General features: G+C 66.0%; 22 protein-coding genes. 12 read left to right on the plus strand and 10 right to left on the minus strand.

What is annotated here, in order from left to right; genetic code table 11:
* Positions 1–13: 13 nt before the first annotated feature.
* Complete coding sequence (locus ACNA0R_RS24025; RefSeq protein ID WP_415828591.1) at positions 14–529, plus strand: aromatic-ring-hydroxylating dioxygenase subunit beta; 516 nt, start codon at positions 14–16, stop codon at positions 527–529.
* Here ACNA0R_RS24025 and ACNA0R_RS24030 read toward each other — a convergent pair.
* The 7 genes from ACNA0R_RS24030 to ACNA0R_RS24060 all read right to left on the minus strand — a co-directional run bounded on the left by ACNA0R_RS24030 (position 526) and on the right by ACNA0R_RS24060 (position 7021).
* Entirely contained in the window at positions 526–1146 is a 621-nt protein-coding gene (locus ACNA0R_RS24030; RefSeq protein ID WP_415828592.1) for an N-carbamoylsarcosine amidohydrolase, read from the minus strand. The genes ACNA0R_RS24025 and ACNA0R_RS24030 overlap by 4 nt on opposite strands.
* 62 nt (positions 1147–1208) lie before the next feature.
* Positions 1209–2249, minus strand: coding sequence for a M29 family metallopeptidase (locus ACNA0R_RS24035; RefSeq protein ID WP_415828593.1), 1041 nt, complete (start codon positions 2247–2249; stop codon positions 1209–1211).
* Positions 2250–2316: 67 nt separating this feature from the next.
* Positions 2317–3141: an alpha/beta fold hydrolase gene (locus tag ACNA0R_RS24040; RefSeq protein WP_415828594.1), complete on the minus strand. Its 825-nt coding sequence runs from the start codon at positions 3139–3141 to the stop codon at positions 2317–2319.
* A gap of 30 nt (positions 3142–3171) precedes the next feature.
* A complete protein-coding gene (locus ACNA0R_RS24045; RefSeq protein ID WP_415828595.1) occupies positions 3172–3924 on the minus strand; it encodes a maleate cis-trans isomerase family protein in 753 nt (250 codons plus the stop codon).
* A gap of 14 nt (positions 3925–3938) precedes the next feature.
* Positions 3939–4901 (minus strand): amidohydrolase family protein, encoded by a 963-nt coding sequence (locus ACNA0R_RS24050; RefSeq protein WP_415828596.1) that lies wholly within the window; start codon positions 4899–4901, stop codon positions 3939–3941.
* 143 nt (positions 4902–5044) lie between these two features.
* Positions 5045–5512: a MarR family winged helix-turn-helix transcriptional regulator gene (locus ACNA0R_RS24055; RefSeq protein ID WP_415828673.1), complete on the minus strand. Its 468-nt coding sequence runs from the start codon at positions 5510–5512 to the stop codon at positions 5045–5047.
* Positions 5513–5725: 213 nt separating this feature from the next.
* Positions 5726–7021: a M20/M25/M40 family metallo-hydrolase gene (locus ACNA0R_RS24060; RefSeq protein ID WP_415828674.1), complete on the minus strand. Its 1296-nt coding sequence runs from the start codon at positions 7019–7021 to the stop codon at positions 5726–5728.
* A 239-nt stretch (positions 7022–7260) separates the two neighbouring features.
* Here ACNA0R_RS24060 and ACNA0R_RS24065 point away from each other — a divergent pair, with 239 nt between their 5' ends.
* The 6 genes from ACNA0R_RS24065 (at position 7261) to ACNA0R_RS24090 (ending at position 13576) form a co-directional block, all read left to right on the plus strand.
* Positions 7261–8442, plus strand: a complete 1182-nt coding sequence (locus ACNA0R_RS24065; protein WP_415828597.1) for a CaiB/BaiF CoA transferase family protein — start codon at positions 7261–7263, stop codon at positions 8440–8442.
* Positions 8439–9245, plus strand: a complete 807-nt coding sequence (locus ACNA0R_RS24070) for an enoyl-CoA hydratase/isomerase family protein (RefSeq protein WP_415828598.1) — start codon at positions 8439–8441, stop codon at positions 9243–9245. Before ACNA0R_RS24065 ends, ACNA0R_RS24070 begins: the two co-directional genes overlap by 4 nt.
* Positions 9246–9306: 61 nt before the next feature.
* Positions 9307–10140, plus strand: a complete 834-nt coding sequence (locus ACNA0R_RS24075; protein ID WP_415828599.1) for a CoA transferase subunit A — start codon at positions 9307–9309, stop codon at positions 10138–10140.
* Positions 10133–10867 carry a CoA-transferase subunit beta gene (locus ACNA0R_RS24080; RefSeq protein ID WP_415828600.1) on the plus strand — a complete coding sequence of 245 codons (735 nt, stop codon included), beginning with the start codon at positions 10133–10135 and terminating at the stop codon, positions 10865–10867. Before ACNA0R_RS24075 ends, ACNA0R_RS24080 begins: the two co-directional genes overlap by 8 nt.
* Positions 10868–10920: 53 nt before the next feature.
* Positions 10921–12510 (plus strand): class I adenylate-forming enzyme family protein, encoded by a 1590-nt coding sequence (locus tag ACNA0R_RS24085; protein ID WP_415828601.1) that lies wholly within the window; start codon positions 10921–10923, stop codon positions 12508–12510.
* A gap of 76 nt (positions 12511–12586) precedes the next feature.
* Complete coding sequence (locus ACNA0R_RS24090; RefSeq protein ID WP_415828602.1) at positions 12587–13576, plus strand: Bug family tripartite tricarboxylate transporter substrate binding protein; 990 nt, start codon at positions 12587–12589, stop codon at positions 13574–13576.
* On the opposite strand, the gene ACNA0R_RS24095 is transcribed toward ACNA0R_RS24090, so the two are convergent.
* Positions 13518–14456, minus strand: a complete 939-nt coding sequence (locus ACNA0R_RS24095; RefSeq protein WP_415828603.1) for a LysR family transcriptional regulator — start codon at positions 14454–14456, stop codon at positions 13518–13520. The genes ACNA0R_RS24090 and ACNA0R_RS24095 overlap by 59 nt on opposite strands.
* Positions 14457–14606: 150 nt before the next feature.
* On the opposite strand from ACNA0R_RS24095, the gene ACNA0R_RS24100 reads away from it, so the two are divergent.
* On the plus strand, positions 14607–15617 hold the full coding sequence (locus ACNA0R_RS24100; protein ID WP_415828604.1) for a TauD/TfdA family dioxygenase: 1011 nt from the start codon (positions 14607–14609) through the stop codon (positions 15615–15617).
* Between the two features lie 99 nt (positions 15618–15716).
* Here the strand turns inward: ACNA0R_RS24100 and ACNA0R_RS24105 are convergent, their stop codons facing one another.
* Complete coding sequence (locus ACNA0R_RS24105; RefSeq protein ID WP_415828605.1) at positions 15717–16475, minus strand: IclR family transcriptional regulator; 759 nt, start codon at positions 16473–16475, stop codon at positions 15717–15719.
* Between the two features lie 140 nt (positions 16476–16615).
* On the opposite strand from ACNA0R_RS24105, the gene ACNA0R_RS24110 reads away from it, so the two are divergent.
* Positions 16616–17377 carry a hypothetical protein gene (locus ACNA0R_RS24110; protein WP_415828606.1) on the plus strand — a complete coding sequence of 254 codons (762 nt, stop codon included), beginning with the start codon at positions 16616–16618 and terminating at the stop codon, positions 17375–17377.
* Between the two features lie 16 nt (positions 17378–17393).
* Here the strand turns inward: ACNA0R_RS24110 and ACNA0R_RS24115 are convergent, their stop codons facing one another.
* Entirely contained in the window at positions 17394–18086 is a 693-nt protein-coding gene (locus ACNA0R_RS24115) for an SDR family oxidoreductase (RefSeq protein WP_415828607.1), read from the minus strand.
* A 128-nt stretch (positions 18087–18214) separates the two neighbouring features.
* Here ACNA0R_RS24115 and ACNA0R_RS24120 point away from each other — a divergent pair, with 128 nt between their 5' ends.
* The 3 genes from ACNA0R_RS24120 (at position 18215) to cml (ending at position 22032) form a co-directional block, all read left to right on the plus strand.
* The gene (locus tag ACNA0R_RS24120; protein WP_415828608.1) at positions 18215–18805 is read left to right on the plus strand and encodes a TetR/AcrR family transcriptional regulator; all 591 of its coding nucleotides are present in this window, start codon (positions 18215–18217) and stop codon (positions 18803–18805) included.
* 209 nt (positions 18806–19014) lie between these two features.
* Positions 19015–20325 carry a cation:proton antiporter gene (locus ACNA0R_RS24125; protein ID WP_415828609.1) on the plus strand — a complete coding sequence of 437 codons (1311 nt, stop codon included), beginning with the start codon at positions 19015–19017 and terminating at the stop codon, positions 20323–20325.
* A gap of 519 nt (positions 20326–20844) precedes the next feature.
* Positions 20845–22032, plus strand: a complete 1188-nt coding sequence (cml, locus tag ACNA0R_RS24130) for a CmlA/FloR family chloramphenicol efflux MFS transporter (protein WP_415828610.1) — start codon at positions 20845–20847, stop codon at positions 22030–22032.
* Positions 22033–22034: the final 2 nt, after the last annotated feature.

Here is a 22034-nt window from a genome sequence, read left to right on the forward strand (position 1 = left end):
CGAGATTCGCACAATGAAAACGAACTTCCCTTATGCTCCCCGCCGCATCGACGCCGCGCGCGCCATCGAGCTGCGCCAGCATATCGAGGAATTCCACGCCGACTATTGCGCCGCGCTGGATGCCAACCAGATCGAAAGCTGGCCGGATTTCTTCACCGAAGACGGCCTGTATCGCGTCACCGCGCGCGAGAATGCCGAGCGCGGGCTGCTGGTCGGCCTGGTCTACGCGGAAGGCCGCGCCATGATGCAGGACCGTGCCGTCGCCATCTCGCGCACGCAGATGTTCGCGCCGCGCTACATGCGGCATCTGGTGACGAACACGCGAGTACTGGATGAATCGGCCGCGGGAATAGAGGCGCAGTCCTCCTTCCTGCTGCTGCAGACCCTGGTGGAAGGCCCCACCACCCTGCACCTGGCCGGCTTCTATCACGACGTCTTCACCCGGGTCGACGGCATGCTGAAGCTGAAGGAACGCCAGGTGATCTACGACACCGAGATCCTGGCGAACGATCTGGTATACCCCGTCTAACCGCTGATCGCGGCCAGGGCCTGGTCGCGCGTCATCACGGTCGCGTACTTCTGTTCCATGTCGAACAGATTCGCCTCGTGCGGCCCCAGGGCGCGGTCGCCCACGCAATCGGCCACGACCAGGGGACGAAAGCCGTATTGCATGGCGTCGACCACGCTGGCGCGCACGCAGCCGCTGGTGACGGCGCCGGCCACCAGCAGGGTTTGCACGCCGCGCTGCGCCAGCCAGGCGGAAAGACTGGTGCCGAAGAAGGCGGACGGCACGGTCTTGCGCACCACCAGTTCACCTTCGCGCGGCGTCAATTCCGCCACGATCGCGCTGCGCGGATCATGCTCTTTCAGCGTAAGCATGCCGGGCACCTTGATGCTGAAGATGTTCCCGTCGGCGCCGTCGTCGGCGTAGACGATGCGGGTATGGGCGATGGCCCAGCCCTGCCGGCGCGCGTGCGCCAGCAAGGGCACGGTGTTGGCGATGGCCTGCGGGATGTTGCCGCCGCCGAACACGGCGGGATCGGCGAAACCGTTGACGAGGTCGACGATCAACAGGCCGTAGGGCGGCCGCGGCTGCATGGTCGCGCCGAACCCCTGTCTTGCGTATGTCTGCTCTTTGCTTTCCATGTCGTGCTCCTGCGCGCCGGCCTGCGGTTCCCGCCGCGGCATGCCTCCCGCGGCGCCATCGTTCACATCGTCTCGTTCACCACCTTGCCGTCCCGCACCACTTCCTGGCCATCCAGGCTTACCGTGCAGCGCCGCAAGGGAATATCGATGTGGCATGCCGTGGTGCGCGAGCCGCCCGCCTCGTTGTTGGGCCCCAGCGAGAACAGGAAATTGCCCTCGTAGGCGCGCGCATCCATGCCCAGCGTGGCCTCGCGGTCGTACATCGCCAGGGTGCTCCAGTGGGCGCGCGGCTGCAAGCCCCAGCCGATATGCGAAATCGCATAGGCTTCGGGATCGTTGAAGGTGGCCATATAGGTGCGCAGCAGCTCGGCGTCGACGCCGCCTTCGATCCGTGTGGCGTAGCCGTTCTCCACCGTCAGCACGATGGGATCGGCCACATAGGATTTCTGCGGCAGCACGATGTCGCCACGGTCGATGACGATGGTGCCGTTGGCGCCGCCTTCGTCCGGAAAGGTCAGGACGAAACCGCTGGGCCAATGGTCCCAGCGGCCCGGTTCGTCGACGAAACCGTATTCGCTGATCGCGGGAAATTCGCCCAGCGGGCAGACCAGCGACGTGCCAGCCGCCGACGTCACCGTCATCTGTTTCGCGGCCTGCACGCGGCGCGCGGCGGCCTGGACCCGGGCCCGGTCAGCCTCGGTGGGCACCAGCCGCGCCAGGACTTCCGGCGGCTCGACCGCCAGCAGGATCTTCGTGCCGCCTTGCAGGATTTCATGCTGCTCGGGCGAGAACAGCAGCGTCATCAGGTCCAGCACCAGATCGCTGGCCTTCAGCGCCGCCATGGCGGCCTTGTTGCCGGTCAATGGCGTCGTGCCGAGATAGGCCAGCGCGTCGCGGCTCAAGGCCTTTTCCCCGTTCACCGGCGGCAGGTCCAGGCGGTTGACCACCGCGCCCATGTCCTGGCAGGCGATCAGGGCCGTCGCCAGTGTCTGCGGGTGCGTCGCCGCGCCCGTTAGTATCGTCACCGCCTGGCCGGCGCGCAGATTGGACAGCGTCAGCACCTGTTTCCAGGCGCGGATCATTTCATAGTCGGCTACTGGCATTGCTCGCTCCTCGATCCACTGCCACGTTGCTGAAGAGGGTCGCGGTGCGCGGACACCGCCGCGCGGCCTACTCCGGCAGGCGCGCGCCCAGGAAATCGCCGAATGCGGCGTAGAAGCCCGGCTCGTTGTCCCAGGGGATCATGTGGCCGGCATCCGGCACGCGAACATGCAGGGCGCCGGGCTTCAACCGGCGGATTTCGGCAACGTCTTCATCTTTGACGACATCGCCGCGCGCGGCCGTCATCAGCAGCAAGGGCACGGCGACCGCCGGCAGGTTGGCGTGGACGTCTTCCGTATGGAATTCGTCGAAACTCTGGCGTATCGCCCGTTCGTCGCAGGTATGCAGCCATTCGGCGCGCAGGCGCAGCTGTGCTTCCGTCCACGTGGGGCAGAAGCGCCGCATTTCTTCCACGCCCATGCCGGCGCGGGCCTGCGCGATGGAATCGACGTACCAGGGCAGCTGTGCCGGATAGGCGCGCCGGCCGGGACCGGAAACCGGCGGATCGACGGCGACGACGCGCGCCAGCCCGCCGGGCGCGCGGCTGGCCGCGCGGATGGCGATGCGCCCGCCCATCGAATGGCCAACCACGCTGTAGCGGGTCAGCCCCAGCGCGCCGGCCAGCGCGATCACATCCGCGGCCTGGGCATCCAGACTGTAATCGAGATCATCGCCTGCCTGCGACAGGCCGCGGCCGCGCACGTCCAGCACATAGGTGTCGAACACCCGGCCGAAATGCTCACCGACGAAGCCCCAGGTGATGGCCGGACTGGTGATGCCCGGCACGATGATCACAGGGTCCAGGTCCTGCCCTGCTCCACCGCCGGGTCCGTAGCGCAGATAGTGCTGCCGGATACCGTTGGCGTGGATGTTGGCGCCATATAGAAAGGACATATCGCTAAGCTCCCGCGGTGGCCATCACCGTCAATACGCGCCCGACAGCAACGCCCCCGCGCCCGGCACGATGCGTTCCATATCCAGGGCCTTCAGCATCGCGTAGGTCGTGGCGATCGCCGCGGTGATGACCGGCTTGCCGGTCATGGCCTCGACCTGCGCCACCACCGGCAAGGATGGCATCTGCACGCACGCGGACAGCACGACCGCGTCGGCGCGCGACAGGTCCATACCGGCGACGATGTCCGGCAGTCGCGAAGGATCATGCCGCCCGACCTCCAGATTGTCGGGAATCTCCAGGGCGCGATGATCGACGACCTCGTAGCCTTCGTTGGCAATGTAGTCGATCACCAGCTGCGTCAACGGCTTCATATAAGGCGCGACGACGGCGATGCGGCGCGCGCCGATCACCTCCAGCGCCTCGATCAGCGCGCCGGCGCTGGTGATCACGGGAGCATCGGCGCCGTTGGCGGCGGTATGCGCCTTCAGCCGGCTTTCCGACTGCCGGTGGTATCCCGGCCCCATCGCCATGATGGCCACCAGGCAGGCGTAGCCCAGCACGTCCACGCGGGCATCGCTGAGCTCCACAGCACAGCGGTCCGATTCCGCATCCATCGCCGCCAATTCTTCCTTGACCACCTTCTTCATGCGCATGCGGCTGGAATGGAAGGTGAAACGCTCCGGCCGGATCTGCTGGCGCGCCAGCAGCATGGCCGGAATTTCGGTTTCCATCGTCGTATTGGAACTGGGCACGATCTGCCCGATGCGATAGGTGCGCTGCATGACGGTCTCCTGCGTCAGAGCTTGAACAGGCGGCGCGCGTTGCCGCTGCAGATTTTTTCGCGGACGCTTTCGTCCATCGGCGCCTCTTCGATGAAGCGCGCGGCGATGCGCGTCGATTCGTAGGGATAGTCCACCGAGAACATGACGGCATCCTCGCCCATTTCGGCGATCGCGCCCTGCAGGGTGTGCGGCGAGCACACTCCCGAGGTCGTGATGACGATATTGCTGCCGATGTACTCCGACGGCGCCCGCTGCAGCGTGATGCCATGCGAATACACGGAAAAGCGGCTGTCGAAACGCCAGCGCTGGAATGGCAGGCCTTCGCCCATATGCCCGAGAATCAGCTTCAAGCGGGGAAAGCGATCGAACACACCGCCGAACAGCAGCCGCAAGGCATGCGTGGCGGTCTCCACGCCCCACCCCCATGTGGCTCCCACCAGCTCGGGATGGCCCTGGTAGGACTGCGGCGTCACGTAGGGATCTATGGGATGCAGATACAAGGGCACGTCCAGCGCCTGCATGCACTCCCAGAATGCGTCATACGCGGGATCGTCGTAGTAGCGCCCGTTGGTATGGCCATTGACCAGCGAGCCCTTGAAGCCATATTGACGGACGCAGCGCTCCAGCTCGCGCGCCGCCGTCGCCGGATCGTGCATGGGCAGCACCGCGAACCCGCCGTAGCGATCCGGATGGCGCGCGACCTGTTCGGCCAGGAAATCGTTGTTCTGCCGGGCCCGGCTCAAGGCCAGCGCCGCGTCGGGCTCCGCCTGCACGCCGGGGCCGGTCTGCGACAGGATGACATAGTCGATGCCGGCTTCGTCCATCTCTCGCAGCCGCATATCGTCGAAGTCTTCCAGCCTGGCGCCGATGTCCGCGAAAACCGCCGGATCGATGTGCTGGGAAAAGCTCTTCGTGTAGTCCTTGAAGCCCACCGCGGTGTAGTGCTCTTCAAAGGCGATCTTGCGCACCCTGGCCATGCATGTGCTCCCCTGATGGTCGATCTGGTCAGTATACTGACTTTATAGTCAGCGTACTGACAAATTAGGGAAATCCTGGATACGGGAAAACGGCGAGCGCCGGCGGGACGCGCCGCGCCCTCGCGAATCCGCAATGGGATGAATCAGAACGCCCGCAGCTGGGCGCGTCCGTACTGGTTATTGGCTTCGACCAGCGTGGACAGCAGCTTCATGAAAAGCTGCTGGTTCCTGGGCGACAGCGGCTCCAGCAGGCGCTGCTGCGCCCGCGCCATGCCGGCCTGGAGCAGCCCCATGATGCGCAGGCCTTCTTCCGTGATCACCGCCTGGCGCGACCGCTTGTCGTTGGGATTGATGCGGCGCTGCACCAACCCGCGTTCCTGCAGGCGCTTGATGACGTCCGCGGTGGTGGTGCGATCCAGGCCGAGTTCCATGCCGATGGCCGTCTGGTCCATCCAAGGCGTCAGCGACAGCGCGGTCAGCACGCCGTACTGGACCGGCGTGATGTTCTGCGTCCTGCATTCCTCGAAAAACATGGCGTAGTGGATCTGGTTCAGCCGCCGGACCAGATAGCCCGGCCGCGCCCAGAGCACCTGCTTGGCGGGCGCGAACACGGTATCGTCAGGGCCGTCGGCCGCCGGGGAGCGCCGCCGTTTGCTTGCCTTGGGTCGAGTATCCGCGTCTGCCATGGAATAGGAGTGCGAGGAAGCGCAAAGTTGTTAGTGTACTGAATATTACACCATCGCCCCCGCCTCCCCGCCCGCCGGCGGCCAGCGCATGCCGGTGCCGCGCGCAGACGCCCGCGGCGGCATGCGCGAGGCACGGCGTCATTGCCCCATCGGCGCCTTGCCGTTGCAGATATCCATGATCATCCGTGAGGCGAGATACATGCGCGGCACGATGGTCTTCACCTCGATGTATTCGGCCGCATTGGAGTGGGCGCCGAAACCGCTGGTGCCCATGCCTTCGATGACCGGTCCGCGCGCCTTCAGCGCGGCGAAGGCCGCATCGGTGCCGCCGCCCGCCGCGCGGTCCACCACATTGATCGATATGCCGAGTTCACGCTGGTAGATTTCCTTGCCGTAGCCCGCCAGCGCGCGCGACGCCGGAGTGGCCTCCAGCGGCGGGCGGCGCACTTCGAACTTCATGCTGACCTTGGATTCCGGCAGGAGTTTGTTCTTGATGCGTTCCTGCAAGGCCTTTTCCAGCGCGTCGAAGTCGGCCACGCGCAGCGCGCGGGCATCGGCCTGCGCGCTGGCATTGCCGGGAATCACGTTGCGGTTGGTGCCGGCCTGGGCCACCGTCCAATTCAGCTTCAATCCTTCCTGCGGCTTGGACAGATCGTCCAACTGCAGGATCTGGTGCGACAGCTCGTACAAGGCGTTCACGCCGCCCTCGGGCCGCGAGCCGGCGTGCGAGGTGCGCCCTTCCACCGTCAAATACGCGGCGCCGATACCGCTGGTGGCCAGCCGCAAGTCGCCATGCGTGCCACCGCCTTCGAAGGAGAACACGGCATCCTGCTCGGCGCCCAGCCGGGTGATCGTGCTGCGCGCGCCTGGCGAACTGATTTCCTCATCGCCGTTGAAGAGCACCGTCAGGGTGCCGAAATCATCGAAGTTCAGCTTCCGCAGCAACGCGACGGTATGGATGACCAGCGCCACGCCCTGCTTGTCATCGGCGATGCCCAGGCCGTAGGCGCGATCGCCGTCGATACGGAAAGGCTGGTCCTTGAGCATGCCGTTGCGGTAGACGGTGTCCATGTGCGCGATCAGCATGATTTTCTTGCTGCCCTTGCCCTTGAATTCGGCGTGCACCATGGGACCGATGGCTTCCGGCGTGTCGCCCATGCGGAAAACGTCGGTCGGCTTGAGGATCTGCACCGTACCGCCCAGCGCCTTCAGCTTGTCGGCGACCAGCGCGGCGATCTGTTCGACGCCTTCCACGTCGCGGCTGCCGGATTCGATACCGACCAGATCGCGCAGGGTGTCCAGCATGGGCTGCTGCTGGGCCTGCGCGGCCGCCATGACGTCCGCGACCGGTTCGGCGCGAGCGGCAATCGGACCCAGGCTCGCCAGGATGAGCAGCGCGGATGCGGCGGCGCGGCGCAACTTCGACGTGTGCATAGACATGAGACAAGCTCCTTCCCGTGTTGTGGTCCCCCGATGATAGACCTGGAGCCTGGCAATCGGGACGCGGACGGACGCGACCCGGCACGGCGGGCATACGGCGCCGCGTAGCGCCGGCGCGGCGAGCGCCGGCCAAGCCGGTCACCACGCCAGTAGACGTACCGCGCGACGTGGTGCTACGCTGGAGCAAATTTCATATTTCGTTTGCATCATCCCAAATATTAGGAAATATAGATATGCCAGATTCCATGGTTGCGCCCCTGTCCGGAATCACCGTCGTCGAGATCTGCAACGTCGCCGCGGGCCCCTTCTGCGGCATGCTGCTGGCCGACATGGGCGCGGACGTGATCAAGATCGAACATCCGGAGGGCGGCGACACGCTGCGCAGCTGGCCGCCCATTTCGCAGGGCTACAGCGAAAACTTCGCTTCGCTGAACCGCAACAAGCGTTCGGTGACGCTGAACCTGAAAGACGCCGACGACGTCGAGCTGGCCCGCCGCCTGATCGCCGGCGCCGACGTCCTGCTGGAGAACAATCGTCCCGGCGTCATGGACCGCCTGGGCCTGGGCTATGCCGCGCTGCGTGAGCGCAATCCCCGCTTGCTGTACTGCTCGATCTCGGCCTATGGGCAGTCCGGTCCGCGCGCCCAGGAGGGCGGCTTCGACCTGACCATCCAGGCGATGAGCGGCATCATGAGCGTGACGGGGGAACAAGGCGGCGCGCCGGTCAAATGCGGCGTCCCGCTCGCCGACTTCTCCGCGGGGCTCTATGCGGCGTTCAGCATCGCCAGCGCGCTGCGCGAGGTGCGGGAAACCGGCCAGGGCTCGCATATCGACGTGGCCATGCTGGGAGCGACGCTGGGTATCGCGGCGCTGCAGACGTCGGAGTTCTTCGGCAGCGGCCGCGATCCGGTCAAACTGGGCTCGGCCCATCCGCGCAACGCGCCTTACCAGGCCTTCCGCTGCCGCGACGGCTATTTCGGCATGGCGGCCGGCAACAATGCCTTGTGGAAAAGCGTCTGCGCGGTCGTCGGCCACGAAGCCTGGTATGACGATCCGCGCTTCGCCGACACCAGCCTGCGGGCCCGCAACCAGGACACGCTGCGGGAAATGCTGGAGGAGATCTTCGCGCGCGAGGACGCCGAGCATTGGCTGCGCTGCTTCCGGCAGGCGGGCGTGCCCTGCGCGCCCATCAATTCGTACTCCCAGGTGCTCGACGATCCCCAGGTCGCCCACATGGGCTGGGTCCAGCCGGTGGAATTGCCGAATGGCGTCAAGACCCGGACCTTCGGCATGCCCGTGCGTTTCGACGGGCGTACCGCCGCCATACGCCAGCGGCCTCCAGGGCTGGGTGAGCACAATAAGGACATCCTGGCGCCCTTGCGCGCGTCCGTGACGGCCACGGAGGGCGCCAAATGAGCGGCCTGGTACAGGTGCGGCGGGAGGGCAAGGCCGTCCACATCCTGCTAAACCGCGCCGAGAAAATGAACGCGCTGTCGGCCCCCATGGTCGAGGCCCTGATCGACGCGATAGAACAGGCGCATCGCGCCGCGGCCGACGTCATCGTGCTGGAGGGCGCCGGAAAGAACTTCAGCGCGGGCTTCGATTTCTCCGATGTGGAGACGCAGTCCGAAGGCGACCTGCTGCTGCGCTTCGTGCGCATCGAAACGCTGCTGCAAACCGTGCGCGCATCGCCCTGCCTCACCGTGGCGCTGGCGCATGGCCGCAATTTCGGCGCGGGCGTGGACCTGATCGCGGCATGCCGGCTGCGTTATGCCGAGAAGGAAGCCACCTTCCGCATGCCGGGCCTGAAGTTCGGCCTGGTGCTGGGCACGCGACATCTGGCCTCGCTGGTGGGCGTAGAGCCGGCCCGCGCGCTGCTGGAAGCCGCCGCCACCTTCGATGCCCCGCACGCCGCGAACATCGGCTTCGTGACGCAGGTTGCCGCGCGCGATGCGTGGCCGGCGCTGTGCGAGGCCGCGCAAGCGCGCGCCGCGCATCTGCCGTCCGCCAGCCGCGCGGCGCTGTACGACACGCTGGCCGACCGCGGCGCCGATGAAGACCTCGCCCGGCTGGTGCGATCGGCGGCCGCGCCGGGATTGAAACAACGGATCGCGGCGTATTTGCAGGCGTCCCGGACCGAAGCGCCACCCGCGCGGGTATCCGCCGAACAGGCCTCCGGCGCGGCGAACAAAAACATCGCCGGCCGCAAGCAGGCATAGGAAGAGGCCCAGGCCAGGGCCGCCAGTACTTACGACCAAGAACACTGGGAGACACAGCATCATGGGATCCGGCTTCAACGCACCCGACAAGCAGCGCTCGCTGGCCGAACTGGCCGCGCTGATACCCGACGGCGCCTCGGTGGCGCTGGGCGGCAGCTTTCTGCACCGGGGCCCGTTCGCCCTGGTGCGAGAGCTGATACGCCAAGGCCGCCGCGACCTGGAATTGATCAAGCAATCGCCGGGCTACGACGTCGACATCCTGTGCCGGGCCGGCACCCTGCGGCGCGTGCGCGCGGGCATCGTCGCCATGGAAGGCAACTTCGGCCTGGCGCCGGGTTATCGCAAGGCCATCGAGCAAGGCAAGGTGGAACTCGAAGAGCACGCCTGCGCCAGCCTGACGGCCGGCCTGCGCGCCGCCGCCTTCGGCGTACCCTTCATGCCGTGCGGCGGCCTGCACGGTAGCGATCTGCCCGCGCTGAACCGCTGGGCCTGCCTGGACGATCCCTACGGCAGCGGCGCCAAAACATGGGTCATACCCGCGGTGCGGCCGGATTTCGCCGTCATCCACGCCAGCGAGGTGGACGCCCGCGGCAACGTGCGGGTGCGCGGCACCTATCACTGGGACCGCATCATGAGCCGCGCCGCCGGCAGCGTGCTGGTTGTGGCGGAACGCATGGTGGACAGCGCCGTATTCGAACGCGAGCCGGAAGCCACCGTCGTGCCCTACTTCATGGTGCAGGCCTACGCGGTGGTGCCCAACGGCGCGTGGCCGGGTTCCTGCTGGCCGCACTATGCGATCGATTATCCGGCGGTGGAACGCTATATGGACGCATCGCGCGACCTGGACGCCCACATGGCCGAAGCGCCGGAAATCCGGGAGACCGCCCATGCGTGAATCCTGGTCCCCCTTCTCCTATATGGTGATCAATCTGGCGCGGTTCATCAGGCCGGACGAGATCACCTTCAGCGGCGTCAACTCCACTTTTCCCATGCTGGCCTGCCTGCTGGCCAAGCAGGCGTACGACTGGGACTTCGTCTACATCAACGTGGCGGGCGGGGTGGATCCACGGCCATCGCATGTGCCTTTGTCCAGCTCGGATCCGGTGCTGGCGGAGCATTCCGCCTCGATCTTCGCCAACGAGGATTTCTACGACCTGTGCACGCGCGGGCGCATGGACCTGACCTTCCTGGGCGCGGCGCAGATCGATGGCGATGGCTGCGCCAACAACTCCAGCATCGGCGACTGGCACCGGCCCAAGGTGCGCCTGCCCGGCGGCGGCGGCGGCGCCGTCATGTTGCCGACCGCGCGGCGTGCCTGCACCTGGCGCACGGAACATTCGACGCGCACCTTCGTGCGCAAGCTGGACTTCAAAACATCCTGGGGCGGTTTCCACGGCGTCGCGACGCCCATCGCGGTGTTCGTCAAGCGCGACGGCAGGCTGGCCCTGCAGTCATGGCATCCGGAAGCCAGCCTGGAGGAAGTGCGCGCAAGGACAGGCTTCGAGTTCGACGCCACCGGCGCGACGCCGACCGAGCCTCCCACGGCGGGGGAATTGCGCGCGCTGCGTGCGCTGGACCCGGACGGCCAGTTCGAACGCGACGCCGCGGTCAGGTTGCGTTGATGGCCCCCCTGCCCCTGCGCGCACCGGAGCCGCCGTCCACAAGAGCCGCCGCCATGCACGACGACACCGATAGCAGCCGCCACGACGGCGTGGCCGGCCCCCACACCGACGACAAGACGCTGCCCGCGGCCCTGCGACGCCGCTGGCGCGACCCGGCATGGCGCGCGCGGCCGGCGCTGATCCACGAGGACGGCGTCCTGTCCTACGGCGATATGGCGGATCGCGTCGCCGGTATCGCCACGGGGCTGCGTGGACTGGGCGTGGGACGCGGCGACTACGTCGGCCTGGCGATGGCGCGCGCGCCGGCGCAAGTGCTCGCGCTGCTGGGCGCCTTGATGGCCGGCGCCTGCCCCTGCCCGCTCGAACCGCGGATCTCCGCCGACGAAACGCGCCGTCGCGTGGCGGCGGTGGATCTGCGCTGGATGATGTACGACGCCGGACACGCCGCGCTGGCCGCGGACTGCGGCCTGCCGGCCGGGCGGCGCCTGGCCTGGGACGCGATCGACCCATCCTCCGCGGGCGCGCCGGCGGCGGCGCTTTCGCCCGCGCCATCCGCCGGCGGCACTTCGCCCACCGGCGCGGCGCCGGAAGACGATCCCGGCATCCTGCCCGACGACCCGGCGCTGCTGCTGTTCACCTCCGGCAGCACGGGCCAGCCCAAGGGCGTGCTGTTGAACCATCGCGGCCTGTTGTGCAACGCGCGCGGCGTGGCGGCGCATACCGGCCTGCGCCCGGACGACAGGCTGCTGCACGTGATGCCGCTGCATCACACCAACGCCATCAATAACCAGGTGCTGGCGCCCTTCTACGCCGGCGCCGCCGTCATCCTGGGCGGCCGCTTCCGCGCGGAAGACATGCCCGCCCTGATGGCGCGTCATGCACCGACCATCATCACGGGCGTGCCGACCATGTATGCGCGCATGCTGGACCTGCCATTCGACCGCGCCGATCTGGCGCGCCTGCGTTTCGCGCGCTGCGGCTCCGCGCCCATCACCGAAGCCCTGCATCACCGCATCGAGGCCTTCCTGGGCTGTCCGCTGATCGTTTCCTACGGCCTGTCCGAGGCCACCTGCACGTCGACGATGAACCCGCCGGATGCGCGGCGCATCGGCACCGTCGGCACGGTCCTGCCGGGCCAGCGCGTCTTTCTGCGCGGGCCCGACGGCGGCGAGGCGCCGGCCGGCGCGGAAGGCGAGATCTGCATCGCGGGCGACAACCTGATGACCGGCTATATCGGCGCCGCCGAACGCGGCATCAGCGACGGCGTGCTGCGCACCGGCGACCTGGGCCGCTTCGACGCCGACGGCTACCTGAGCATTACCGGCCGCATCAAGGACGTGATCATACGCGGCGGCGAGAACATATCGCCGTCGCTGATCGAACGCGCGCTGGCCGCCCTGCCCGCGGTCGCCGCCTGCGCGGTGGTCGGCGGCCCCCACGGCGACCTGGGCGAGGTGCCCGTCGCTTTCGTGGTCAGCCGCGACGGCGCGGGCATCGACGAGGCGTCGCTGCGCGGTGAAATCCTGCGCGGCCTGGGCCGCATCTACGTGCCGGACCGCATCATCGCCGTGGACCGGCTGCCCGAGAACGCCGTCGGCAAAGTGGACCGCAGCGCGCTGGCCGCGCGCCTGCGGCCGGCATGAACAAGCAGTCGTCATGCCGCATCGAAGAATGCGGCGCATACACAAGCCCCAAAGGGGATAAGGAAGGAGACTCATCATGCACCATCATTGGCGTACCCTCGCAAGCACGGTCGTGCTTGGGCTCTGCGCGGCCGCCGGGCCGGCGCAGGCGCAACCCGATAACTGGCCGTCGCGGCCCATCAAGCTGGTCGTGCCCTTCCCCCCCGGCGGCGCCAGCGATGCGGCGGGCCGCATCTATGCGCAGTACCTGACGGAGAAACTCGGCCAGTCCGTGGTGGTGGAAAACCGCGCCGGCGCCGGCGGCGAGATCGGCGCGGACCACGTCGCCAAATCCGATCCCGATGGCTATACCCTGTTGCTGGGCGCGCTGGGCAGCCATTCCATCCACGCCGCGCTGGGCGAGAGCCCCTACGATCTGAGCAAGGCCTTCGTCGGCGTCTCGATGGCGGCCACCGTGCCCATGGTGGTGGCGGTCAACAGCAAGGTGCCGGTGAAATCGGTGGCCGACCTGATCGCGCTGGCCAAGCAGAAGCCCGGACAATTGACCTTCGGATCGGCCGGCCCCGGCACGCCGCAGCAGATGGCGGTCGAACTGTTCAAGGCCGACACCCACACCAACCTGATGCACGTGCCCTACAAGGGCAGCGGTCCTTCGGTGGCGGCATTGCTGGGCGGCCAGGTCGACATGGTTTTCGAAACCTTGCCCGCGCTGCAGGGAAACATCAACACCGGCCGCATCCATGTGCTGGCGGTCACCAGCGCGCAGCGCTCGCCCAGCATGCCGGACCTGCCGACGCTGCAGGAAGCGGGCGTACGCGGCTATGACGTGACCAACGCCTATGCCGTACTGGCCCCGGCGCGCACGCCACAGCCCGTCATCGACAAGCTGGCGAAGGCGATGAAGGAAGTCGGCGCCATGCCGGACGTGCAACAGAAGTTCCGCCAGCAAGGCGCGCAGGCCGTCACCACCACACCGGAGGAAACCACGCGGATGCTGCAGGCCGAGCTCAAGAAGTGGACGGCGGTGGTGCAGGCCGCCGGCGGGAAGGAGATCGCGAAGAAGTAAGAGGGAATTCGCTGGTCGCGCGCGCCAGCTCGGCAATGGCGCCGACCAGCGGATCCAGCGCATCGCGCTTGTACACCGCGACGAACTCCACCGGCGGCAAGGCGGGCCGGGTCGGGATGCGGCGCAGGCGCCCGCTTTCCAGCTCCCTGGCGCAGGAACGCAGCGGCAACAGGCTGACGCCCAGGCCGGCCATGGTCAGATCGGCCAGCACCCTGACGTTGCTGCATGAAACCACGGGCGCGTAGGAAGCCTTGCCGGCGCTGAACCATTGCTCGATCACCGGGTAATGGTGGGAGGCCTCCGACAATCCCAGCACCGGCCACTCCGCCAGCTCGGCGGGCGTCAGCGCGCGCCGCGGCAGGCGCATGCCGCCCGGCGCCATCCAGACGAATTCGTCGTAGCCCAGCGACAGGCATTGCAGGCGCGCGCCCTGCACCGGCCCCGTCGCGATGGCCAGGTCCAGTTCACCGCTGGCGAGCCGCTCCACCAGCGGCGTGGTCAGCGCGATATCCAGCTGTATGGCCACCGCGGGAAAGCGCTCGCGCAGCGCGGCCATCAGGCGCGGCAGCCAGGTCATGGCCACAAGACCCGCCACGCCCAGGCGCACGGTGCCGCTCGCGGCCCGTGCATCGCCGATATCCCGGGCAATATCGGCCGCCAGCCCGACCATCCGGCGCGCGCGCGGCAACAGTGCGCGCCCGCGCGGCGTGAGGACCGCCCGATGGCCGCTGCGGTCGAACAGCGGCACGCCCAGGGACTCTTCCAGTTCGCGCATGCGGGCCGAGATGGTCGATTGCGTGGCATGCATGGCCTGCGCCGCCGCCGCGAAGCTGCCGCTATCGACGATGCGTATGAAAGTTTCCAACTGACGGATATGCATGCCGTGCCTCCCGAACGCGCGCCGCCTCGCGACCCAGGCCGGCAGTTCATCGAAGTATCCGATGAAGTCGCATAAAAATAAATCGCTTTCTTCGATTGACTGGCGAACCTAGACTGTTTTCGAACCGGCCTGCCACACATGGAGGAAGACATGGGCGCCATAGAACGAATTCTTGCCGAACACCACGACGAATCCGCGCGTGCCCGCGACACGCCCTTCGTGGGCCCGGTGGTCTGGCGGCGCGACACGCTCGCGCCGGACGACGGCATCATCGCGCTGGACGCCGCCAGCCGCCGCGAGCTGGACGAACTGGTCGAAACGCTCAGGCGCAATCCCCTGCCCACGCCGCTGCTGCAACTGGAAGACTTCGACCTGCCGGCCTGCCGCGCGATGATGTCCGGCGCGCGCGCCGTGCTGGAAGACGGCGTGGGCTTCGTCATCATCGACAAGCTGCCCATGGACGACTACACCGTCGACGAGGCGCGCGCCGTGTACTGGCTGCTGTCCCAGATGGTGTCGCGCCCGGTGGCCCAGAGCTGGGACGGCAAGGTGATCTACGACGTCCGCGACCTGGGCAAGCCCCCCGGCAACGGCGTGCGCCCCGACATCACGAACGCCGAACAGAACTTCCATACCGACAACAGCTACAACCTCTACCCGCCCGACTACGTCGCGCTGCTATGCCTGCGGCCGGCGAAGGAAGGCGGCATCAGCAGCATCGTCAGCTTCTATTCGGTCTACAACGAGATGCTGGCCGCGCATCCCGACCTGGTGGAGCGGCTGTACCAACCCTATCTGTTCGACCGGCAGCGCGAACACGCGCCGGACGACGCCAGGCTGATCAGCCACCCGCTGTTCCAGGCGCGCGGCAGCCGCACGCTATGCCGGTTGTCGCACCGGCACGTCGTGACCGGCTATGCGATGGCGGGACAGGAAATGGACGAGTTGACCAAGGCCGCGCTATTCACCCTGGAGTCGATCATGATGGAGCCGCGCTGGTCGCGGGAGTTCTTTTTCGAAGCCGGCCAGATCCAGATCGTGGACAACACCCGGCTGGGACATCGGCGGACCGGCTTCGTCGACTACCCCGAGGAGGACCGCAAGCGCCATCTGGTCAGGTTGTGGCTGCGCAATCATGGGCGCCGGTTCTACAACGGGTGATCGGACGGGCCAGGCGCCGGGCATCGGGCGGCACGGCGAACCGCCGCCGTGCTGTCGCAACGTGCTGTCGTGCCATGCGGGGCGCCGTGCGGGACGCCGTCAGGCCGCTTCGGCGCGATACCCCAGCAATTCCGATACTTCGCGAGCACACGCGGTCACGGCCGGGGCCAGCTCTTTCATCCGGGCCGCGGTCAGCCGTTCCAGCGGTCCCGATATGCCCAAGGCGGCCACCGCCTGCCCCATGCCGTTGAAGATCGCAACGGCAACCCCGCCTACGGTGGCCCGCCATTCGCCGCGATTCACGGCATGGCCCTGGCGGCGGATCCTGCGCATTTCGTCTTCCAGCGCCGCGATGGTGGCGATGGTCCTGGGCGTATGCGCCTGCAGCGCATCCGCATAGCGCGCAATATAGCCGTCGGGCTGGTGCGCCAGCAGCACCTTGCCGGTCGCCACGGCATAGGCGGGCGCCCGCCCGCCGATATAGGAATAGGCCCGCACGGGCTGCGGACTGTCGATCTTGTCGATGTAGACGACCTCGATGCCATCCAGCAGGGACAGGTGCACGGTTTCGCCGGACAGTTCCGCCAGCTTGCGCATGGCCGGTTGCGCGAGCTTGCGCACGTCCAGCTGCGCCAGCTGACGCGCGCCCAGTTCGAACAGCCGGACGGTGGCCCGGTATTCGCCGCTGGCTTCGTCCTTCACGACATACCCGGCATGCGCCAGCGTCTGTAAAGTCCGGTGCGTGTTGCTGCGGGTCAAGCCGACGCGGCTTGCCAGCTCCTCGATCGTGCGGGGCTTGTGGTCGACTTCAGTGACTGCCTCGAGCACCATCAAGCCCTTCAATAGCGTCTTGTCCATAAGGGATCCTGTGTCGCGGCAAAGATAACACGGTCGTCTGGGGGAACCCCGATGTTGCCCGGGTGACGAACCCGCACTTTCCAATTACCCGGCAAGGGAACCCAATGATTGTGGTCAGTCCGATGATCAGGACTTCCGCTATGCCCGTCGACACGCAGCGCATGGAAGCGGACGTCAACATAACGTGGAGCGCGCTCGCGGAAGCGACGGCGGCCATGACCCAGGTGGAGCAGGCAGCTAAACCCGTGCTGCTGCGCAGCGGCGTCAAGGTGGATCCCCGCATCGCCAAGACGCTGGACATTTACGTCGCCAATGCGCGGCCCGGGGAAGACCGCGCGACGGCCCGCCGCCGCATCGAAGCCGCGATCGCCCAGGGGGACAACGCCAAGCTGTCGCTCAAGGGACTTGGCCTGCGCGAATTACCGCCCGTCCTTCCGGCGGTATTCAGCCTGGATATTTCGAACAACCGTATAACGGCCTTGCCCGTACTGCCCTGCGACATCCAGTTCCTGCTGGCGTCGGGCAACCGGATCAAGGAACTGACGAATCCCCTGCCCTCGCAGCTGGTCGTGCTCGACCTATCGCACAATGCGCTGACGTCCCTGCCGGAAACCCTGCCCACCCGTTTGATACGCCTGGATGTCCAGAACAACCGCCTGTCATCGCTGCCGCTCAAACTGCCCCGGGAATTGCGCATCTTCAACGTCGCCAGCAACCGCGCCGATTTGAAAGAAGAGGCGTCGAGCCGCCTTTCCACGGGTTCCATGCGGCGCATATTCGACGTAGCGATGGGCGGGCCCGGCGTATCGGCGGCGCGCGCCCGCACGCGGCTGGACGCCAACTGGTGCAATGCGAACTTCGGTGTGCATCTGGCGCAGATCAAACCGGAAAAAACCGAATGATCGCGCCAGGGGCAGCTTAAAGATACGCGGGCTTGTCCAGGCTCAAGGACGCCTTTACTTCACGGCTGATATCGTCGATCAACAGTTCGGGTTGGTCGTCCCGTATTGCCGCGATGATCTTGTCCGCGACGACGGCCGGCGAGGTCTTGGGCGCATCGATGCTCTTGACCATGTCGGTATCCATATAGCCGACGTGCACGCCCGTTACCTGGATGCGCTGGGCCTTCAGCTGATGCCGCATGCCGTTGGTCAGCGCCCACGCCGCGGCCTTGGAGGCGCTATAAAAGGTGGAGCCTTCGATGACGACCCAGCTCAGCACGGACAGCACATTGACGATGGCGCCGCCCCCCTTGCGCGCCATTGCCGGCGCGAAGGCGTCGCTCACATTGAAGATCCCGTAGAAGTTGACGTCGAACAACTGGCGCGCCCGCGCCAGGGCATCGCCGCCCAATGCCGGCCCGCGCAAGGAAATGCCGGCGTTGTTGACGACAATGTCCACGTCGCCGCAACGCTCCGCGGCGGCTTTTACGCTGGCCGGATCGGTCACGTCCAGGGCGATGGGAACCACACCGGGCAGATCGACGCTGTCCGGATTGCGTGCGGCGGCATAAACCTTGGCGGCGCCGGCCTGCAGCAGCGCCTGTGCGACGGCCTTGCCCAGGCCCCGGTTGGCTCCGGTAACCAATGCCACGCGTCCTTTGATTTCCATGATGCTCTCCATAAGGTTGCAGTACAGCGGCGGCATCGGCCTTTGCCGTACGGTTAGATGTCAGTCGACATCCAATTAGATGTCGAGTATCATCTAAATGTCAATCACATTTTTAAGGGAGTCCCGCCATGCGCAAATCCCGCGAAGAAGCTGCCCGCACGCGCGAACGCATCGTCGTCGCGGCGGGACAGGCGTTCCGCCGCGACGGCATCGCGGCGACCGGTCTCGCCGGACTGATGCATGCCGCCGGACTGACCCACGGCGGGTTCTACAAGCACTTCTCCTCCAAGGAAGAGTTGGTCGCGGAAGCCTGCGGGAAATCGATAAACCGTGTGCTCGACGATCTGGTCGCGCGGGTGGCGAAAGAGCCGCCCGAACGGCGCCTGGCGGTTTTCCTGGAATCGTATCTATCCGCCACGCACCGCGATTCGCCCGAGAACGGCTGTGGCCTGGCGGCGCTTGGAAGCGAACTGAGCCGCGCGGGCGACGCGGCGCGCGCGGCGACCACGCGCGCTTTCGAGCGCATGGCCGATATCATTGTCCAGTACCTTCCCGAGCCGGACACGCCGCAGGCACGCGCGCGGGCGCGGACCATCATGGCGGCCCTGATAGGCACGGTCGCCATGGCGCGCGCCATCGACGATCCCGAACTATCCGACCGCCTGCTGGATGATGCCAGGAAGAGCCTGGCGGTGATGGCGGCCGCGCCGCGGCCCTGAGGCCGGCTGGCCGCACGCCGGCCCTGCCGTCGTTCCCCGCCCGAATGGGTACATCATGGACGGCTGGCCTTCCGGCGGCCGGCCGGATCCCCCCGGCCTGGCGGCCCCGCCGCGAGATGAATGGGCATGCAGCGTGCTGAGGCGGCGCGACGTCGGCCGGCGGCCACCGGGCGCCGGGGACCGGCGACACGGGAAGAGGAATCCCCTTCATGATCGAAGCTGTCTGGTATGTGCTGGTCGGATGCCTGCTGATCGCCATGGCCCTCGCGCGCAACGTCATCGCGCGGCTGCCCATGACCGGCGCCATGGTCTACCTGATGGTCGGATTCGCCATCGGCCCATCCGGCGTCGGCCTGCTGGATGTGGACATCTATCACGACACCCATACCTTGCGGGTCATCACGGAAGCCGGCCTGATCATCTCCCTGTTCGCCATCGGCCTGCACCTGCGCGCGCCGCTGGGCCATCGGCTCTGGTCGCCGCCCTTCCGGCTGGCGCTGCCCGCGATGGTGATCACGATCGCGATCATGACGGCGGCCGGCTACTACGGCCTGGGTTTCTCAATCGGGCCGGCCTTGGTGCTGGGCGCGGCGCTGGCGCCCACCGACCCCGTGCTGGCCAGCGAGCTGCGTCCGCGCGAAGCGGGAGACGACGATCCGCTGCGCTTTTCCTTGTCCGGCGAAGGCGGCGCCAACGATGGCGCGGCCTATCCCTTCGCGCTGTTCGGCATGATGCTGTGCGGCATGCCGGACAGCCCACTGGATAAGCCCTGGCTGCTGGCCGCCGGCCTGCTCTGGGGCATCCTGTCGGCCGCCGCGATCGGCTGGGCCATGGGCACCTTCACCGAAAAACTGGTGGCGCGGCTGCGCATACGCTACGCCAAGGCGCTCGGTTTCGAAGGCTTCCTGGCCTTGGGCCTGATGACGGCCTGCTATGGCCTGACACTGCTGGCGCACGGCTACGGCTTTCTCGCCGTGTTCTGTGCCGGCGTGGCGCTGCGGCGCCGCGAAATGCGCGAAACCGGCGAGGAAACGCCACGGGAAGCGCTGAACGACGTGACCCATGGCGAACGCAAGGAAGCCGCCAAGGACCCCGGGCTGGCACATGCCTACCTGGCCGAATCCATGATGGCCTTCTCCATCGAGATGGAGCGCATCGTCGAACTGGCGTTGATGTTGATGATAGGCAGCGTGATTTCCGCGCACTGGCGCGAGATGTTGTCCTGGCCCTTGCTGGGTACGGTCGCCCTGCTTTTCTTCGTGGCCAGGCCGATGGCCGTACAGGCCGCGATGGCGGGCACGGATGCGCCCTGGCGCGAACGCCTGGTCGCGTCATGGCTGGGGTTTCGCGGCGTGGGCACGTTCTTCTATTTGCTGTTCGCGCTGGAGCACGTGCCCGAGCAGGTGAAACCCATCATGCCTTTCCTGCTGGGCGCCATCACGCTATCGGTGATCGTGCATGGCGTTTCCGCCATGCCGACGCTGACGTGGTACTACAGGAAAAAGCCGGTGGAGGAATGAAAAATGTCCGCTGTCAAGCTATTTTTGACTGGCGCAGTGAAGCAATAGTCCATATAGGACAATGGGTTAGGACAGATTTTGGGCCTTTCCTGCATTTACCCTCGCGTGTGCTAGGCGCTGCATAGGTGCGTTGCGAAGGAAAGCCCTGAAGCCATGTAGCGGGTTCTGGCGCAGACAGCGAAGCACATTGCTACCGAACCGGCCTAGCGTATTGCCCAACATCACGGACAGTGTACGGCCAGCAAGCTACCGGCGCACTGTCGCAGCCGCCTGCTGGCGCGAGCACGCGAGCGTTTATCACCTTGCTGGCATGTCCGTCTAGTGTTCACGCGGGGAATTGGATAGACTTCACAAGCTAGCTGGATTTTTAAGGACACGTGCATGGGAGTAGGTCCGTCCACAGATCGTTAAGCCGCAACAACTTCATGTTCTAGTTGTTGCGGCGATCTCTCCTCGATCTCGATATAACCGAACAGGCAGATCGCCGCCAGATTTCCATTTCTGAGCGGATGCTTTGCCATGCCTAAAAAAATTACCCACGCTTGGGCCTACTCTTTGCCGTCAACGTTGATGTTGATGGTTCCTTTTGATCTCCTCGCTTCACTGGCAATGGATGTGTATTTGCCGGTTGTTCCACAGATGCCGGTCGCCCTGGCCACATCCGAGTCCCTTATCCAATTAACGCTGAGTGCCTATATCCTGATCTTGGGATTGGGGCAGATCATTTTCGGGCCAGTTTCGGATTGGATTGGCCGACGCCCCGTCGTGCTGGGAGGTGCAGGGCTTTTTGCCATCGCATCGTTCTTGCTGGCGATGGCAAGCAGCGGAGGTGAATTTCTTGTCCTTCGAATCTTCCAAGCCTTGGGAGCCTCAGCGGCACTCGTAGGCACGTTTGCCACTGTGCGCGATGTTTTTGCCGACACGCCAGAAAGCACCACTATCTACGGTCTGTTTAGTTCCATTCTGGCGTTCGTACCGGCTTTAGGGCCAATTCTTGGAGCAACAGTCGCGCTGACATTAGGCTGGCGGGCAATTTTCGTCATGCTCGGCATGATGGCTGTCCTAGCGCTTTTGCACGCTTGGCCTAAATGGCATGAAACGCGGCCTAAAAATTCATGGCGGCAAGGCCCAGCCATTTCTTCCATCCTCAGAAGTCAATCCTTTTGGGTTTATACCGTTGGCTTCGGGGCAGCGATGGGCGCTTTTTTCGTCTTCTTTTCTATCGCCCCGAGGGTGCTGATTGACGGGGCTGGATGGGGCCAGGTTTCCTTCAGCTTGGCGTTTGCCTCGGTCGCGTTGGTGATGATTGGCACCACGCGCTTTATCGGCATATTTGTAAATAAATGGGGTATCTCAGGCTCTTTTGCTCGGGGCCTTTTCGTCATGGCCGGAGGGGCCATTGTCCTGGGAGTTCTATCCATTTCGACGAAGGCAAGTTTCATCAGTTTCGTGATGCCCATGTGGCTGATTGCCGTTGGGATTGTTTTAGTGGTTGCTGTCACGGCAAATGGGGCACTTGGGGATTTCGGGGATGCTGCGGGCACTGCCGTCGCCATGTATTACGGCATTCAAAGTTTAATCGTCAGCGGTTTGGGTACGTTGTCAGTCTTGGCGCTTGACGGCTCTACCGCTTGGCCGTTGGTAGCCTATTGCCTTGTCATGTCTACAGCAGGCATAGCTGGCTATGCGACCTTGAAGCAGAAATGAGG

This window comes from Bordetella sputigena (genome assembly GCF_965137885.1).
Lineage (GTDB): Bacteria > Pseudomonadota > Gammaproteobacteria > Burkholderiales > Burkholderiaceae_B > Bordetella_C > Bordetella_C sputigena.

Coding starts and splice junctions, on each gene's coding strand:
- ACNA0R_RS24115 (WP_415828607.1), bottom strand. CDS start 18,086: ATGGAAATCAAAGGACGCGTGGCATTGGTTACCGGAGCCAACCGGGGC.
- ACNA0R_RS24040 (WP_415828594.1), bottom strand. CDS start 3,141: ATGTCCTTTCTATATGGCGCCAACATCCACGCCAACGGTATCCGGCAG.
- ACNA0R_RS24030 (WP_415828592.1), bottom strand. CDS start 1,146: ATGGAAAGCAAAGAGCAGACATACGCAAGACAGGGGTTCGGCGCGACC.
- ACNA0R_RS24070 (WP_415828598.1), top strand. CDS start 8,439: ATGAGCGGCCTGGTACAGGTGCGGCGGGAGGGCAAGGCCGTCCACATC.
- ACNA0R_RS24090 (WP_415828602.1), top strand. CDS start 12,587: ATGCACCATCATTGGCGTACCCTCGCAAGCACGGTCGTGCTTGGGCTC.
- cml (WP_415828610.1), top strand. CDS start 20,845: ATGCCTAAAAAAATTACCCACGCTTGGGCCTACTCTTTGCCGTCAACG.
- ACNA0R_RS24075 (WP_415828599.1), top strand. CDS start 9,307: ATGGGATCCGGCTTCAACGCACCCGACAAGCAGCGCTCGCTGGCCGAA.
- ACNA0R_RS24110 (WP_415828606.1), top strand. CDS start 16,616: ATGCCCGTCGACACGCAGCGCATGGAAGCGGACGTCAACATAACGTGG.
- ACNA0R_RS24065 (WP_415828597.1), top strand. CDS start 7,261: ATGCCAGATTCCATGGTTGCGCCCCTGTCCGGAATCACCGTCGTCGAG.
- ACNA0R_RS24080 (WP_415828600.1), top strand. CDS start 10,133: ATGCGTGAATCCTGGTCCCCCTTCTCCTATATGGTGATCAATCTGGCG.
- ACNA0R_RS24035 (WP_415828593.1), bottom strand. CDS start 2,249: ATGCCAGTAGCCGACTATGAAATGATCCGCGCCTGGAAACAGGTGCTG.
- ACNA0R_RS24025 (WP_415828591.1), top strand. CDS start 14: ATGAAAACGAACTTCCCTTATGCTCCCCGCCGCATCGACGCCGCGCGC.
- ACNA0R_RS24105 (WP_415828605.1), bottom strand. CDS start 16,475: ATGGACAAGACGCTATTGAAGGGCTTGATGGTGCTCGAGGCAGTCACT.
- ACNA0R_RS24085 (WP_415828601.1), top strand. CDS start 10,921: ATGCACGACGACACCGATAGCAGCCGCCACGACGGCGTGGCCGGCCCC.
- ACNA0R_RS24120 (WP_415828608.1), top strand. CDS start 18,215: ATGCGCAAATCCCGCGAAGAAGCTGCCCGCACGCGCGAACGCATCGTC.
- ACNA0R_RS24060 (WP_415828674.1), bottom strand. CDS start 7,021: ATGCACACGTCGAAGTTGCGCCGCGCCGCCGCATCCGCGCTGCTCATC.
- ACNA0R_RS24050 (WP_415828596.1), bottom strand. CDS start 4,901: ATGGCCAGGGTGCGCAAGATCGCCTTTGAAGAGCACTACACCGCGGTG.
- ACNA0R_RS24045 (WP_415828595.1), bottom strand. CDS start 3,924: ATGCAGCGCACCTATCGCATCGGGCAGATCGTGCCCAGTTCCAATACG.
- ACNA0R_RS24125 (WP_415828609.1), top strand. CDS start 19,015: ATGATCGAAGCTGTCTGGTATGTGCTGGTCGGATGCCTGCTGATCGCC.
- ACNA0R_RS24095 (WP_415828603.1), bottom strand. CDS start 14,456: ATGCATATCCGTCAGTTGGAAACTTTCATACGCATCGTCGATAGCGGC.
- ACNA0R_RS24100 (WP_415828604.1), top strand. CDS start 14,607: ATGGGCGCCATAGAACGAATTCTTGCCGAACACCACGACGAATCCGCG.